Genomic DNA, 16465 nt, shown 5'->3' with positions numbered 1-16465 from the left:
ATATGGCGCAGTGGCTTGCGCAGCAGGTTGGCTGGCTTGCGGAACCCGAATGGCAAGCTGTCGTGCTGTCGCTCCAGGTTGCGTTCTGGGCGGTGCTTGCGAGCTTACCCTTCGGGCTTCTGGCAGCCTACGCACTGGCGCGTTGGCGTTTCCCCGGCCATGGCATCCTCAATGCTCTGATCCATCTTCCACTTGTCCTGCCGCCCGTCGTCACCGGCTATCTGCTTTTGATCGGTTTCGGCCGCCAGGGCCCGATAGGCTCCTTTTTCGAGGAGACCTTCGGCTTTCGTTTCGCCTTTGAATGGACTGGAGCGGCGCTTGCCTGCGCGGTGATGAGTTTTCCGCTCATGGTCCGGGCAATCCGCCTATCTCTTGAAGCGGTCGACCCGAAGCTCGAGGATGCTGCAGCCACCCTTGGATCAAGCAGGTTGCGGGTCTTACGAACGGTCACGCTGCCTTTAGCACTTCCGGGCATCATCGCTGGGTTGGTTCTCGCCTTTGCGAAGGCCATGGGCGAGTTCGGCGCAACGATCACCTTTGTCTCCAATATCCCCGGTCGAACCCAGACAATCCCAACCGCAATCTACGCTTTCCTGCAGGTCCCCGGCGGCGAAGAAAGCGCGTTTCGCCTGATCGCGGTCTCGATCGGCGTCTCGATTGCAGCGGTTGTGATCTCCGAGGTTCTGGCACGGGGTGTGCAGGCTGGACGCCGGGAAAACGAATAATGTTGCAGGTGGCCATCACAATCCGGCGGGGCGACTTTCAGCTTGAGGCCAACATAGAGCTTACCGGTTCCGTTGCGGCGGTTTTCGGTCCTTCGGGTTCCGGCAAGAGCACGCTTCTAAAGGCCATTGCTGGCCTGATTACGCCCGAAAGCGGGCGCATCGCCTTGGGGGACCGGGTGATGTTCGACGCTGCCACGCGCACAAACGTGCCCGTGCATCAGCGTCGCGTCGGTATGGTGTTTCAGGATGCGCGGCTGTTCCCGCATCTTTCGGTCCGGCGCAACCTGACCTACGGCGCGCGTGGACAGGGTCAGGCATCGGTCACCGATGTCCGAGAGATGGCTGCTTTTCTGGGTCTCGAAAACAAGCTGGATCGCAAGCCGGCCGGTCTGTCAGGTGGCGAAGCGCAACGCGTTGCCATTGGACGGGCGCTGCTGTCGAAGCCGGATCTGTTGATGCTCGATGAACCGTTAGCGGGGCTTGACCAGGCGCGGAAGCACTCGGTGCTTTCGCTGCTTGAAACGCTGCGGACGCAGTGGGATATACCCATCGTTTACGTCAGCCATGCGCGCGATGAGGTCGTTCGGATCGCCGATACCCTAGTCGTGGTTGCTGACGGAGTTGCCAGTGAAGCCGGGACGCCCGAGACCGCGTTGATGGTTGCTGGGCCCGGACCGGTGACGGCGGTGAAGGCAAGGCTCGTGGCGAAGAGCGCGCTCGATGGTTTAAGTGAGCTGAGTATTTCCGGTGGACGGCTTTTCCTGCCGCAGGTCGATGCACCATTGGGCTCTGAACTGACGCTTGAGATCAGCGCTCGGGACGTCATGCTGGCAACGGTCGAACCGAAGGGCTTGTCCGCACTTAACGTGCTGTCTGGCGTCATCACCAGCGTCGAGGATGGAGGTAACCATGCCACCCGTCTTGTCACGGTTGATCTAGGTGGTTCGCTGATCAAAGCCGAATTGACCGATCGATCCTGCCGGCTAATGGAGCTGTCAGGCGGGAAGCCTGTCTTTGCGATCATTAAGGCGGCGGCCTTGGGCCAGCCGGCCGGCAATGTCGAAAAGGTCGAGCTCTAGTCAGCGGTGTCTGAGTGTGGCTCGACCAGAATGGCGCGAAAATCGTTGACGTTGGTGAGCGTCGGGCCGGTGATGACCTGCGCCCCGATTGTCGCAAACGCCGTGTGCGCATCATTGCGCTCAAGCGCCTCGGCCGGGTCGATACCGGCATTGTGAAGCATCTGATAGGTCTCGGGGCCGAAAACTGCTCCCGCAACCTCGGCAGCGCCGTCGACGCCGTCGGTATCGCACGCCAACCCGTAAATGCCCCGTGCCCCGGCAAGGTTTGCGCACAGGCTCAACGCGTATTCGGCGTTAGGCCCCCCGATCCCATCGCCTCGGCGCGTGACCGTGCACTCTCCGCCGGATAGGATCACGGTGGGCTCCTGAACGAATTTCGAAAGCGTGCGGGCAATACTGGCGTGATCGCGTCCCACGTCGCGTGCTTCTCCCTCGATAGCATCACCAAGATGTTTGACAGCATAGCCCTTAGAGCGCGCAACCGCTGCGGCAGCCTCAAGCGACTGGGACGGGGCCGCGATGATGCGGTTCTCGGTCGTGGTGAGGCGCCGGTCATCGGGTGGAACAACCCCGGTCGTGTCATTTAGAACGGCCTGTGCCGTCGGCGGTAAGTTGATACCCCAACGCTTGACGATCTTAAGTGCATCGTCCGCCGTTGAAACATCGCCAATCGTTGGACCCGATGCAATGAAGGCCGGGTCATCGCCTGGAACATCGGAAATCATCAAGGCGACAAGGCGCGCGGGATAGGCTGCTGCGGCGAGCTGGCCACCTTTGATGCGGGACAGGTGTTTGCGCACCACGTTCATCTGATTGATGGGTGCGCCGGACCCCAGTAGCGCTTCGTTGATCGCCTGCTTCTCAGCCAGCGAAAGAGCGCCGGCTGGGTCGACCAGAAGCGCTGAGCCACCTCCTGAGATGAGAGCGACAATTGTCGTGTCATCGCTCGCAGCTTCGACCATGCTGCGTAACTCGCGGGTTGCCGCGACCCCGGCCTCATCAGGGACCGGGTGCGATGCGCTGCGCAAGGTGATCCCTTCTAATGGGCGCTCATAGCCGTAGCGGGTGATGATCAGACCATCGCAGGGCCCCCAAGCTGCTTCAAGCGCTTCTCCCATGCGTGCGGAGGCCTTGCCAGCCCCAATAACAAGGATTTTCTCGGGTCTTTCTGCGGGCAGATTGCGAGCGACACACACCATAGGGTCCGCTACGCGGACCGCTTCATCGAATAGCGCGCGTAGGAATTCAATTTGATCAGACATTGCGCGGGGTGCTTAGCACAGGAACCGGGAGAGGGAAGCAGGCCGGATCCGGTGCGTGCGAAAACCAAAAGCACAAGCACCCGGATGAGCCCACAATAACAGAGGACCATTAGATGCGCGAAAGCTCGCGCGATCCACCAGCTTGCTTGAGGACTTCGGGCGTATGGGCGCCGTTACAGGATCTGGTTCAGGAATTCCTGCGTGCGATGGTTCTGTGGATTGTCGAAAAACGCGTTGGGTTCGTTCTGCTCAACGATCTCGCCCTGGTCCATGAAGATAACGCGGTCAGCAACCGCCTTCGCAAAACCCATCTCGTGGGTGACGCACAGCATGGTCATGCCTTCCTTGGCGAGGTCGACCATCGTATCGAGGACCTCCTTGACCATTTCCGGATCGAGCGCGGACGTCGGCTCGTCGAACAGCATGATTTTCGGCGTCATGCACAGTGCACGCGCGATCGCCACGCGCTGCTGCTGACCGCCCGAGAGTTGGCCGGGATATTTCTGGGCCTGGTCGCCGATGCGCACGCGGTTGAGGTATTTCATGCCGATCTCTTCGGCTTCCGCTTTCGGCGTCTTCTTCACCCAGATCGGCGCCAACGTGCAGTTGTCGAGAACCGTCAGGTGCGGGAACAGGTTGAAGTGCTGGAACACCATGCCAACATCGGCGCGCACTGCGTCGATGTTCTTGATGTTGTCGGTCAGCTCGATGCCGTTGACGTTGATCGCGCCTTCCTGATGCTCCTCCAGACGGTTGATACACCTGATCAGCGTCGACTTGCCGGAACCAGACGGACCGCACACAACAATACGCTCGCCTGATTTGACGGCCAGATTGACATCCTTGAGTACGTGAAAATCACCGTACCATTTGTTGACGCCCGTCATGGTGATGACGTCGCTGGTGCCCATCGTTGATGCGGCTGTTTCTGCGGGTGCGGTAGCTGACATATGCAGATGTCCTTGGGGTTACACGAAACGAAGGGAAGCGATGAAGGGGTGGGCGATCATGAGCGCTTATGGCCCCGGTGCAGATCGTTCTCCAGCCATTGGCTGTACTTTGACATGGAATAGCAGAACACGAAGTAGATGATCGCAACGAAGATCATGCCTTCCTTGTAAAAGGCACGCCATTCGAGATCGTTGATCGCCGCGCGCATGGTGAACATGAGATCGAATATGCCAACAATCAGCACCAGCGACGTGTCCTTGAACATGCCGATGAAGGTATTCATCTGCGGCGGAATGGTGATTTTCAGTGCCTGCGGCAGGATGATGAAGACCATCGCCTGCCAATAGGACAGGCCCATTGCGTCGGCCGCCTCATATTGGCCTTTTGGAATAGCCTGAAGACCGCCGCGTACCACCTCTGCGAGATAGGCGGCAGCGAACATAATCACAGCGACCTGCGCGCGTAACAGCTTATCGATCGTCACGCCTTCGGGCATGAACAGCGGGAACATCACCGAAGCCATGAACAAGATGGTAATCAACGGAACACCGCGGATCAGTTCAATGTAGCCGACGCAAAAACCCTTGACGACCGGCATGTTCGAGCGGCGTCCAAGCGCTAGCAAAACGGAAATTGGGAACGCGATGCCGCAGCCGAGTACAGCGAGCATCAGCGTGATTGGCAGGCCTCCCCACAAATTGTTGGGCACACGATCGAGGCCGAAGATGCCGCCAGCCAGCAGTATCCAGCAGATCGCCAAGCCAACTGGCCAAATGACCAACAGGCTTTTGTTCCACATTGGCTTGAAGCAACTCAGAATGACGAGACCAACGAACAGGATCACCGACGCTCCGGGGCGCCATTGCTGCTCAAACGGATAGGTGCCGAAAAGAATGAACCGCCATTTCTCGTAAACAAACGCCCAGCAGGCGCCTGCAATGTCATCGCAAATGTCGGCTGGGCCCGCTTGCCACTGGGCATCGGTGATGAACCAGCTAACCATACCTGGGATAACGCTGTAGGCCGCGTAGGCCAGCAGGATGGTCAAAACGGTGTTGTACCATGTGTTGAAGAGATTTTCCTTCAACCAGATTATCGGACCGGGGCGCACCGACAAAGGCGCGGGACGAGCCTCGGTGGGTGTGAAGTCTGTGCCAGTATTTGAAACGTCAGCCATCGTCTCGTCCTCCCTCAGCGTTCCGTGAGGGCGATGCGCCCATTGTACCAGTTCATGAACACGGACGTGAGCAAGGACAGTGTCACATAGACTGCCATCCAAATGCCGACGACTTCGATCGCCTGGCCCGACTGATTCAGTGCGGTTTGCCCAACCGCCACTAGCTCAGGATAGCCGATTGCAATGGCAAGCGACGAGTTCTTGGTCAGGTTCAGATATTGGCTCGTAATCGGCGGAATGATCACCCGCAGTGCCTGCGGAAGGATAACCAGACGCAGGTTTTGTCCCGGGTTCAGACCAACGGCCTTCGCCGCTTCGGTCTGGCCATAATTGACTGCTTGGATGCCGGAGCGGACGATTTCGGCGATGAAGGCACTGGTGTAAATCACGAGGCCTAGAAGCAGGGCCAGAAACTCGGCACGGAGCGTCGCACCGCCTTGAAAGTTAAAGCCGCGCAGCTCTGGCGCGTTGACTTCGGTGGGCGCACCACCGACGAGCCACACCAGCACGCCAAAGCCAAAGATGAGGCCAAGCGAGGGAAGAAATGTTGGGGGCCGGTTTCCCGTCGCCGCTTGAATGCGGTCTGCGCGGCGTGCGTAGAGGTAGGCGGCGACCGCGCCAGCCAGCATCGCGATGAACACCCACATCCAGATGGGATGGTCTGCCATTACCGGGACTTTAAGGCCGCGATTTGAGAAGAAGATACTCGGTCCCAAGACCCAGCTGTCGCGTGGCCGCGGTAGAACGTTAATCAGCAGGCCATAGAGGAAGAATAGGTGCAGCAGCAACGGGATGTTGCGCAGGACCTCGACATAGATGGACGCAAACTTATTGACCATCCAATTCGTTGACAGTCTGGCGATCCCCATAATTACGCCAAGGACGGTGGCCAGAATGATCCCGAAGAAGGCAACCCTTATGGTGTTGAGGATACCGACTAAAAAGGCCTGACCGTAAGTACTGTTGTTGGAGTACTCGATCAGGGAGTCATTGATGTCGAACCCAGCCCGCACATCAAGGAACCCGAAGCCGGATTGAATCCCTCTGGCCGCGAGGTTCGCCAGCGTATTTGAATACAGGTAATATCCAATGGCCACGACCGTCACAATCAGAACGACCTGGTAGATGACAGCGCGGAATTTCTCAGAGTAGATCAGGCTCGATTTGGGCTGGGCTTTTCCAGATGGCCCCGACGGCCCAGGAGTGCCAACCCCAGTGTGCGCATGATCTGTCATAAGGCAGCTCTCTGACTGTTTGTTGTACCGCTTGTTCTGGAAGGCCTCTTCAAAGCGTCTACTCTCCAGACCACGTTAGTGTGTGACGCCGCCAACGGGCTTTTCCGCCATGGCGCCCATGTCTCGACTATGCTCTCGCCAGCGCAGGCGGTGTTCTTTACTGGGGTCATACAAGAAACGGGCCACAGTGTTTTCACACTGTGGCCCGCAATTGCGTGGCGGTTAGCGAACCGGCGGAGCGTATTGAATACCGCCGTCTGTCCACAGCGCGTTCAGGCCGCGCGGCAGACCGAGGGGTGTAATGTTGCGCTCGTACATTTCGCCATAGTTACCGAACTCGGCAATGATGTTGTATGCCCAATCATTGTCGACCCCGAGCAAAGAGCCCATCTCACCAGATGCGCCGAGCAGACGCTGCACGGTCGGGTCAGACGAATTGGCCCGCATGTCTTCGACATTGGCCATCGTTACACCTTTCTCCTCAGCTTCGAGGAAGGCGAACAGAACCCAGCGTGCGATTGCGTAGAACTCGTCATCGCCACGGCGCAGCATCGGGCCAAGCGGCTCTTTCGAGATAAGGTCAGGCAAAATGGCGTAATCGTCCGGGTTCGGAGCGTTTGCGGTACGCACAGCGGCCAACGCCGAGGCGTCCGTGGTGTAGACGTCACAACGGCCTTCAAAGAAGGCGGTCAGAACTTCCTGCAACGCTTCAAAAAGCACGGGCTCGTATTCGATGCCGCGTGCGGCAAAGACGTCCGCAAGGTTTAGCTCAGTGGTGGTGCCGGACTCGACGCAAACCGACGCGCCGTTCATATCTTCCAACGTTTCAATGCCGTCTTCGGCGCGAACCATGAAGCCCTGGCCATCGTAGAACCAAACGCCGGCGAACGTTGAGCCGAGCGAAGCGTCACGGGTCAGTGTCCAGGTCGTGTTGCGCGAAAGAATGTCGACTTCACCTGCTTGCAGAGCGGGGAAGCGCTGCACTGAGGACAATGGCACAAAGCTGACCTTCGAGCTGTCGCCCAGGATCACCGATGCGACGGCACGGCAGTATTCGACGTCAAACCCGGTCCAGTTGCCCTGGCTGTCGGCAATGCCGAAGCCAGCAAGGCCAGTGTTCACGCCGCAGATAAGCTCGTCACGCTCGATGATCGTGTCGAGCAGCTCACCTGCTTGCGCCGGCATGGCGGTCGAGGCGACGGCCATTGCCGATGCTGTCAGCATAGCTGCTGAAAGTTTTTTCATTGAGTAGTCCTTCCCTGTTAAACGCGAGCAAATACTTGCAATCATGGGTGGCCGGACGGGTTTTGGCCCGCACCTGGTCGCCCATTCACCCTCCTGCAAGGCTTGCACTCCCTACAGATTGACGCCGTTTGGTAGGCCAAAAGTCTGAAGGTTGGCGGATCGGTAACACAGCGATTTGGGGTGCTCAAGACCTGTGCAGCGCACAAAATGCGGGCGGGCTGCCGCGCATTTGAGCATGAGCCAGCTAAGCAACCAAGCCTGTCGTCGGCTTATAAAATTGCTACAGTTTCAAAATGGGACGATGTGGCCGTCATACGTGACCAGCTGTCCTGTCAGCTCAACGGAGGCTCCATCGATAACACCGAGCATAGCCGCAGCGGATTGGACGGGTGTCTGCAACCTGACGCCCGACTTTGCAAACGGCGCCGAGAGCGGCGTCTCGACCGTTCCGGGGTGAAGCGCGAGGCAGATGGCGTGAGGGTTTTTGCGCGCCAGTTCGATCGCAGCCGTTCGCACCAGCTGGTTGAGTGCCGCCTTCGCCGCACGGTATCCATACCAACCACCAAGCCGGTTGTCGGAAATTGAGCCAACCTTGGCTGACAAGGTCGCAAACACAGCTTTTTCAGTGTCTGATAGCAGCGGCAGCAGATGCTTCATCAGCAGCGCCGGTCCGATGGCGTTGATCGCAAACTGGTGTGCAAGGGCCTCGGGTTCCATTGCACTCCAACTGCGTTCCGGCCCACCCTTGTCCCCGTGTAGATATCCGGTCGCGTCGAACACGAGGCGCAAGGGTTCCGACTGTTTGGCAACCGTGTCGGCAAGTGCCGCCACGCTTTGCTGGTTAGTAATGTCAACCTGCAAGTCGGCTTCGTTGCGCGGTTTGCGCGACGCCCGCATCACCGCAGAAAACCGTCCGCCGCGCTCGACAAGGTCTGCGACCGCCGAGCCGATGCCACCGCTCGCTCCAATGATCAACGCAACGCCCTTACCCATGCCCAGCCTCCCATGCCAGCAAAGCCAACTTTCGTCTGATGGCATTCAGTGCTCAAAAGACCGCAAAGTGCCATTGTGTGCTGTTGCGCACAGATTGACCAAACGAGGTTTTTGACAACCCCGGTGCAGCGCTTGGATGCGGCTTCAACCGCCGCTGCGTCGATAAAAGTCCATAAAGGGAGATCATGGCGATGCGCACACTCTTGAGCCTGGCGGTAGGCGCTGTCTTTACCGCCGTCGTGGCGGCCGTTTCGGCGCCTTGGGGCGCTGCACCCGCAGCAGCGTGCCCGACATACAATGGTAGTCCGCATTTCGGGACCATTTCTCTGAACGAAGGCTTCCTGCCCGATCCCTACTACCGGCAGGTAACCGCTGGCGGCACGCAAAACATTGGCAATTGCGGTGTGCCGGGCTGGGGTTGGACAGCGCGCCGGCCGGACTTCCGTATTCAATACAACTCATCGGGTCGTTCAGCGCTCAGCTTCGTCATTCGGTCCAATGCTGACACCGTCCTGCTGATCAATGACCCGCGTGGGAATTGGCACTTTGATGATGATGGCGGGCAGGATCTGGGCGCGTTCCTGAAGTTCCCCAACGCAATGGGCGGACAGTGGGATATCTGGATTGGGTCGTACAATCAGGCGCGGGGCATTCCAGCCAATCTGGAAATCTCTGAGCGCTATTGATCGATACGGCTATCGGCCTGGAAACCGAGGGCTGATGGGTCTGTGCTTTGTCGCCCACCGCCGCCGATTGAGCGTGAAAGCGTGTCTCACCATGGGACACGCTTAGACGGCTCAAGGTAAGCGTCAGTTCACACTCATTTTAGGGAACATTAAGGTTAATCGCGTCTACTGCGCCGGATGGTGATGTCTGATCGCCGCTTGCGTCCAAGGTTGCAGTAACCCGTGTATCGTTCCCTCAACACTCGGTCGGCTCATCTCCGCCGCTCCCAGCACTTGCTGCTGGTGGCCGGGTTGTCCCTCGCCCTTGCGGGGTGCATGTCACGTCCGCAGGTCGGTTTGGGCGTATCATGTCCCCCTCACAAGCCTGGTTGTACCCACCCTGCGCAGGCGCCTGATCTTGATGCGGTCCAGGGCTACAATGATGATCGGCTGATCACCGGCTCCGTCGGGGCTGCCCCGAATGCCGTTCGAACGTCGACCGTTGAGGCTGGGCAGACGCCAGAGGATGAACAGGTAGAAGGCGCCCAGCCTTTGCCAAATACCACTGAGCCCAACGAGGCCGAGCGCAGCGCAAACGCCGAAGCGTTGGCGCTGTCGCCTGCCTTGAGGCTACGGTCCTTGCCTGAAACCCCGTCTGACCAAGAGCCGGTGGACATCGCCCCACAAGAACCAACCGAAGCGATGCCGGAGCAAGTGCCCGGCGATCCTTCAGCACAGGTTCGCGGCCGCTTCGACGCGCTGGCAGATGCCGAACCGCTGGACTTGAACGCGCAGCCGGACGCGGTCTTGCCGATGGCCGACAGCGACGAACTGGATTTGCGCGCGTCGACTTCGCCGATCGACCTCGATCCCCCGATTGTCGACGCAAGCCTTTCGGCTCCCGCTGCTACTTCAGTGGGTGGCGCGACCGCCGCTGCTGAGATCGCCGGAGGTGGCGCCGATACTGCTTCAGCTGAAACCGAAGTTGCGGCTCTTGAGACACCAGCGTTGCAGGTGGAAACCGCGCCTCGTTTCTCGGGTGAGGTTTCGGTGCAGGGAAGCATCGGAACCGGCCCGAGGATGACGCTGCCTGAAGTTGTCAGCCGGGCGGCAACCATGCATCCCGAGGTCACGCTTGCCTTGGCGCAGGTTGATGAGGCGCGCGCAGGGGTCATGCGGGCACGCTCAGGGCTCGGACCGCAAGTCGATATCCGCCTCGCTGCTGGCCAGGAAGCAAGTGCCGGGATTAGCCCAACCGTGACCGATGTGGACGCCCGCAACGATGAAGCGTCGATGCGCGTGGATGGCTCGATCCGGCTTCGTCAGATGCTCTACGATTTCAACGCAACACGTGATGAGGTCCTGTCCACAGTCGCGGCATCAGATGCCGCCCGTCTGCGCACCATCGACGTTACCGAAGACATTTCCCTGCGTACGTCCCGCGCGTATCTGGACATTCTACGTCAACGCCAGCTGCTTGCACTTATCGATCGAAACATCGCCGAGCATGAGCGGCTTCTGCAGATCGTTCGACTGAACGAGGCCGATGGCAACTCGACGATGGCCGATGTCAATCGCGTCGAAGCGCGTTTGAGTGAGGTCCGTTCCGCTCGCACGGATCTGGCCGCAAACCTCGACGCAGCGCAGGATCAGTTCCAGCGGCTCGCACGGATAGAGCCCGGTCGCCTGGTTCCGCCCGATCCGATCATCTCGCGCTTAGCACCTAACGCGGATCAAGCAATCGAGCGCGCTCTTGGCCGCAATCCGAGCCTTCTCTCCCAAGCCTACAATCTGCGCGCGCTGCAGCATGAGCTTGATGTCGTCAATGGCGATGGCAGCGCTCGGGTCGATCTGGAAGTTGAAGCAAACTCGCGCAACTACTTCTCCGGTGGCAGCCGGTCGGACAATGACGTGCGCGGAATGGTGGTGTTCAGCTACTCCCTGTTCGATGCCGGTGACGCCGAGGGCGAACAGCGGCAGGTTGAGGCGCGTATCCGGCAGACGCGTGCTCGGTACACCGCACGGCGCGATCAGGTGGAAGCCGATATACGGCAAGCCTATCGAGCGATCGCATCGGCGCGCCGTAAACTTGGCGATTTGCGCGAGGGTCTGGCGTCCAGCCGTGAAGTCCAGGCGCTGTATACCGAGCAGTTCCAGGCTGGTGAACGGACCATCTTCGAGTTGTTGGACGCACAGACCGCTCTGTTCACTGCCGAGCAGCAGTTGATCAGCAACCAGTTTTCGGAATTGGACGCTGCCTATGCCGTTTTGCGGGCCACCGGTGATCTGACCGCAACGCTCCTGCACGCCTATTAGCAGACACGAGTCCCAAAATGGGGCGTGTCGCAAGATCGCGGTTTAACGCCGTGCTCAACCGGGTGTGATTCCCTGTTTTGTGGGCTTTTGCGCCCGAATTTGACCAGTTTTTCATCCCGTCCGTCGGCCGGTGCCAATGGAGGTGGTCTCAGTTGCGTTGCGTTGTCCGTGTAGTTTGGATGTCGGTTAATGGTTGATCAAGACGAGCCAATAGAAGCGACCGCGCAATCCGCGTTTGGTGACAGCTTCGAGCTTGCTCAGGCCGACACTCCGGCCGCTCAACCCGCCGACGGTGAAGCCTCGGAACCTGCCGCTGCCACCGACCACGCGGAAGACGCGGCCGAGAGCGAGCAGCCGGAAGAGAACGACGAGCAGCGCGCGTCGCTGGACCAGATCACGGTTGATCGCCCCCTTGAGGGTGAAGTCCTCGTCGTTGACACTGCGCGCGCCAGCGACGTGCAGTTCACCTTCAGCAAGGATATCGTCAACATCGTCATCCTCGATGTCGACGTCATCCTCCTGTTCGACGACGGCTCTCGGATCATCTTGCCAGGATTTGCGATGCAGGTCGTGGGTAACCAGCCGCCGCGCATCCACTTTACAGAGGAAAGCCTCGATCCCCAGGGCTTCATGGCCCTGATTGAAGATGTTCGACTGGTGGAAGAACGCCCGACCTTTCAGGTGACTTCAATCGATTCAGAAGTCGCCGAAGCGGAACAGGACAATCAGAACACCAATCAGGCTCCGCCGCAGCCGCCAGCCCCTGCCGCTAATACGCCTATCCAACAAGCAGGTGCAGCTGAGGATCGCGCGAACGCTGAAAATACCAACACCTCAACTGCTCAAGAGGCGCAGGAAGCTGTTTCTGAAGCCCCGCTGACCCAGCCGGGCACGCCCCAAGTGAATGATAACGCGAATGTGCAAGTCGACGTTGATGACTCAAACGTTCTGCAAGCTGAGCTAACGATCGAGCTGCTTTCGCTGGTCGGGCCTAGCGTAAGCGTCCTGCCAAGCGGGGGTATAGAACTGCGGGGCATGGGCGCTGCGTCGCCGGCTGATGAAGATCCCGCCTACGCCGTGCAGGCGGGGGTCGAGACCTTGAATGGCACGGCCGGCTCCGATGTCATCTACGCTGAGGACCCGGAGTTCTTTGCTGCGGGCACCTTCACACGCGTCCTCGACATTGTTGTTGACATGCCGTCCGACGGCTTTGTCGCACAAGCGGCTATCGTGACCACTCCAGATGGCTTTTCGATCGTCAATGGCACGCGCGAGAACGACTCTTATGTGCTGGAGCTGGAGACGGAAGACAGTCAAAACGTATTCCAGCTGCAACTGCAATACACGCTGCCGACCGATGATCTGGAACCGGGTTTCCTGGGCCTCTTCCAACAGAATTCATTCACCATCGATTTCATCACCGAGACCCCAGATGGGATCGAGACGGTCACCGCGACCGTCAACACTGGCACGCGCGAGGTCACGGACGAAGACTCCGCCTTCCTGATCAACCCGCTTACCCAGCAGGCAATCCAAATCCTCTGGGACGTTCCGACCGGAAACGTCATCAATGCCGGCGCCGGTGATGATCTGATCTATGCGGGTGCTGGCTTAGACCAGATCGACGCGGGAGCCGGATTTGATATCGTCGATTACTCGTTCTCCCACTCCTCCATTAACGTCGATTTGCTCAACGGTGTTGCGGCGGGCGGCTACGCGTTCGGCGATACGCTGACGGGCGTCGAAGGTTTGGTCGGGACGGCGTTCGATGACACGCTTACCGGTGACGCAGGTGCAAACTCCCTCGAAGGGGGAGCCGGTGCCGATACGTTGGACGGCGGCGCTGGCATTGATGTTGCTAACTACAGCACATCCGACACCGCCATTTCCGTTGATCTCGCTGCCGGAACCGGCCAGGGCGGTGACGCAGAGGGCGACAGTTTCGCAAACATTGAGAACCTTGCCGGTTCCGCTTTCGATGACACGCTGCGAGGTGATGCATCGGGCAATACCTTAAGCGGTGCCGATGGCAATGATACGCTGTTCGGTGGAGGTGGCGCCGATCTGTTGCAGGGCGGAGGCGGCGACGATCGGCTTGAGGGTGGCCTCGGGGCTGATGCCCTGGATGGCGGCGAAGGGGTCGACCTTGCATCTTACGCCGATGCGGCTGGAGGTGTCGCGGTTTCTCTCCGGACCGGAACTGGCTCGGGCGGCGCGGCCAACGGCGATACATTTACCAGCATTGAAGGTGTGGCGGGCTCGGCGTTCGATGATACGCTGGAATTGTCTGATGCTGGCGGCGTTCTCGAGGGTAATGGCGGTAACGATACCCTCATTGGCGGTTCGGGTGTCGATGATCTCGCCGGTGGCTTAGGCGATGACACCATTCGCGCTGGCGCGGGCGACGATACGATTGATGGTGGAGAGGGTGCCGATCTTATCGAGGGCGGTGCCGGGGCCGATAGCTTGGCTGGCGGCCTTGGGGTCGATACGGCGACGTATCAGAATTCTGGTTCTGGCGTTGAGATCGATCTGTCCGCCGGCACTGCTGTGGGCGGCGATGCGACCGGTGACAGCCTTTCTGATATCGAGAACCTGCAGGGTTCGGCGTTCGCAGACGATCTGTCGGGCGATAGCGCGGATAACCGTCTGAGCGGCGGTGGTGGTGATGACCGGCTTGCTGGGCAGGGTGGTGCAGACGTCCTCGATGGCGGGGCGGGTCAGGACGTTGCCGATTATTCCACATCCTTTGGTGCCGTCACCGTCGACCTTGAAGCTGTTTCCGGCGTCGGCGGAGACGCTGAGGGAGATACCTACGTCGACGTTGAAGACGTTGTCGGCAGCCAACGCAGCGACACCCTTCGAGGCGACGACGCGGGCAATGTGCTGATTGGTGATGTTGGTAACGACACGCTTGAGGGCCGCGGTGGCGCGGATCGGCTCGACGGCGGCGTCGGCATTGACACGGTTACGTATCAGAGTGCCGCGAGCGGGGTGAACGTCGATCTGGCGACCGGTGTCAATACTCAAGGGGATGCTGAGGGCGATACGCTGATCGGTATCGAGAACCTTGTCGGCTCGGGCTTCGACGATACGCTTGCTGGTGATGATCTTGCTTCGGTCCTTGAGGGCGCAGACGGCAACGACACACTGTTGGGACGCCAAGGCGCTGATACGCTCATCGGCGGCCAAGGTTCTGACACCGCGTCCTACGAAGGCTCGCTTGCTGCTGTTAATGTTGATCTTTTCTCCGGTTTCGGTGTCGGTGGCGATGCCGAAGGCGATGCACTCATCGACATCGAAAACCTACGCGGTTCGGATCGGGCTGACACGCTTTCAGGCGATGCAGGCGCCAACACCTTGCAAGGTGGAATGGGCGACGACGTGCTGGTGGGTCGTGCTGGCGGCGACACGCTCGATGGTGGCCAAGGTTCGGATACTGCAGATTACACGAACTCTACCGCTGCGGTGGATATCGACCTTGATGCGGGAATCGCTTCAGGTGGCGATGCGCAAGGTGACACGCTGATCAACGTCGAACGCGTGGTCGGCTCAATCTATGATGACACCCTTGTCGGTGACGGCCTTGCAAACACGTTCGATGGTGGCAACGGAGCCGACACCTTAGAGGGTGGCGACGCATCCGATACGCTTCGTGGCGGTGCGGGCAACGATACGCTTGAAGGCGGTTTGGGCGCCGACGTCCTTGCAGGCGAGACCGGGGTCGATACCGCCACCTATGCGAGCTCCGCCGGTGCGGTCACCATCGATCTGGCACAAGGCGTCGCGTCGGGTGGCGATGCTAGCGGCGATACCATTACTGACGTCGAGAACCTGGTTGGCTCGGCTTTCAACGATACCTTGATCGGCTCATCCCAGGCCAACCTCCTTCAGGGCGGTGCCGGCAACGATGTACTCGCAGGCGGCTCCGGGCAGGACACCTTGCGGGGCGGTGCCGGCGACGACGTTATCGACGGTGGCGCGAACGAAGACTTCATTGATGGCGGCGGCGGGTTTGATGTCGCTACCTACATAAACTCCAACACAGGCGTCGTCGTCGACCTTCAGTCTGGCATAGGACAAGGCGGTGATGCGCAGGGCGACCAGCTTCTCAATATTGAAGAGGTTGAAGGCTCGACCCTCGGCGACACGCTGCGCGGTAGCAACGCTGATGACATCCTCTCAGGTGCTGCCGGAGATGATGTCATTGAAGGCCGTCAGGGCTCTGACATTCTGTCCGGTGACAGCGGGAACGATCGGATCGTCGGCGGTGAGGGTGCGGATACGCTCGATGGTGGGTTGGGTACTGATACGCTTGATTACAGCTTGTCCAACGCCGGAGTGAACGTCGATCTGACCGCGCAATCTGCGACGGGCGGACATGCCCAAGGCGACACCATTGTTGATTTCGAGCAGGTGCTCGGATCAGGTTTTAACGACGATTTGCGGGGAACCGTTTCCGCAAACGTTCTTGTTGGAGCAGCCGGAAACGATGTTCTGGTTGGTCTAGGCGGCGCGGACGAGCTGGACGGTGGTGCTGGCACGGACGCCGTTGACTACTCGGCGTCAGCTGGTGGGGTCACGATCGATCTGCAGGCCGGTACGGGCGTTGGCGGGGATGCGCAGGGCGATGTTCTCCAGAGCATTGAAAATGCAACCGGATCGTCTTTAGACGATACGCTGCGAGGAAATGCTCAGGCCAATGTTCTCGACGGTGGTGCGCTCAACGATACGCTCATTGGTGGCGAAGGCGCTGATACCCTGCAAGGCGGCAGCGGCACGGATACGGCCGTTTACGCCGACTCGTTTACCGCCGT

General features: G+C 59.6%; 11 protein-coding genes (1 of these 11 only partly in view). 5 read left to right on the top strand and 6 right to left on the bottom strand.

Translation table 11 applies throughout. The features are described from left to right. The first annotated feature begins 2 nt into the window (after nucleotides 1-2). Nucleotides 3-725 carry a molybdate ABC transporter permease subunit gene (gene modB / locus AAF739_05985; protein MEM6382206.1) on the top strand — a complete coding sequence of 241 codons (723 nt, stop codon included), beginning with the start codon at nucleotides 3-5 and terminating at the stop codon, nucleotides 723-725. Continuing rightward, on the top strand, nucleotides 725-1804 hold the full coding sequence (gene modC, locus AAF739_05980; protein MEM6382205.1) for a molybdenum ABC transporter ATP-binding protein: 1080 nt from the start codon (nucleotides 725-727) through the stop codon (nucleotides 1802-1804). Before modB ends, modC begins: the two co-directional genes overlap by 1 nt. Here modC and AAF739_05975 read toward each other — a convergent pair. The 6 genes from AAF739_05975 to AAF739_05950 form a co-directional block, all read right to left on the bottom strand. Further along, complete coding sequence (locus AAF739_05975; protein ID MEM6382204.1) at nucleotides 1801-3066, bottom strand: glycerate kinase; 1266 nt, start codon at nucleotides 3064-3066, stop codon at nucleotides 1801-1803. The genes modC and AAF739_05975 overlap by 4 nt on opposite strands. A 173-nt stretch (nucleotides 3067-3239) precedes the next feature. Next, the gene (locus tag AAF739_05970) at nucleotides 3240-3977 is read right to left on the bottom strand and encodes an amino acid ABC transporter ATP-binding protein (protein ID MEM6382203.1); all 738 of its coding nucleotides are present in this window, start codon (nucleotides 3975-3977) and stop codon (nucleotides 3240-3242) included. A 95-nt stretch (nucleotides 3978-4072) separates the two neighbouring features. Beyond that, complete coding sequence (locus tag AAF739_05965; protein MEM6382202.1) at nucleotides 4073-5194, bottom strand: amino acid ABC transporter permease; 1122 nt, start codon at nucleotides 5192-5194, stop codon at nucleotides 4073-4075. 14 nt (nucleotides 5195-5208) lie between these two features. Further along, nucleotides 5209-6429: an amino acid ABC transporter permease gene (locus tag AAF739_05960; GenBank protein ID MEM6382201.1), complete on the bottom strand. Its 1221-nt coding sequence runs from the start codon at nucleotides 6427-6429 to the stop codon at nucleotides 5209-5211. 222 nt (nucleotides 6430-6651) lie between these two features. After that, nucleotides 6652-7674 (bottom strand): amino acid ABC transporter substrate-binding protein, encoded by a 1023-nt coding sequence (locus AAF739_05955; GenBank protein ID MEM6382200.1) that lies wholly within the window; start codon nucleotides 7672-7674, stop codon nucleotides 6652-6654. 288 nt (nucleotides 7675-7962) lie between these two features. Continuing rightward, nucleotides 7963-8667: an SDR family NAD(P)-dependent oxidoreductase gene (locus AAF739_05950; protein MEM6382199.1), complete on the bottom strand. Its 705-nt coding sequence runs from the start codon at nucleotides 8665-8667 to the stop codon at nucleotides 7963-7965. 185 nt (nucleotides 8668-8852) lie between these two features. Here AAF739_05950 and AAF739_05945 point away from each other — a divergent pair, with 185 nt between their 5' ends. The 3 genes from AAF739_05945 to AAF739_05935 all read left to right on the top strand — a co-directional run. Next, nucleotides 8853-9353 (top strand): peptidase S1, encoded by a 501-nt coding sequence (locus tag AAF739_05945; GenBank protein MEM6382198.1) that lies wholly within the window; start codon nucleotides 8853-8855, stop codon nucleotides 9351-9353. A gap of 315 nt (nucleotides 9354-9668) precedes the next feature. Next, nucleotides 9669-11648 carry a TolC family protein gene (locus AAF739_05940; GenBank protein ID MEM6382197.1) on the top strand — a complete coding sequence of 660 codons (1980 nt, stop codon included), beginning with the start codon at nucleotides 9669-9671 and terminating at the stop codon, nucleotides 11646-11648. Between the two features lie 189 nt (nucleotides 11649-11837). After that, nucleotides 11838-16465, top strand: partial view of a hypothetical protein gene (locus tag AAF739_05935; protein ID MEM6382196.1) — the beginning only. 23608 nt of this gene lie beyond the right edge of the window; only the first 4628 of its 28236 coding nucleotides appear in the window; it begins with the start codon at nucleotides 11838-11840; its stop codon lies beyond the right edge, outside the window.

Source organism: Pseudomonadota bacterium (genome assembly GCA_039024915.1).
Lineage (GTDB): Bacteria > Pseudomonadota > Alphaproteobacteria > Rhizobiales > MH13 > MH13.
The sequence above is the reverse complement of the archived record's forward strand: the minus strand, read 5'-3'. Positions and strand labels throughout refer to the sequence as shown.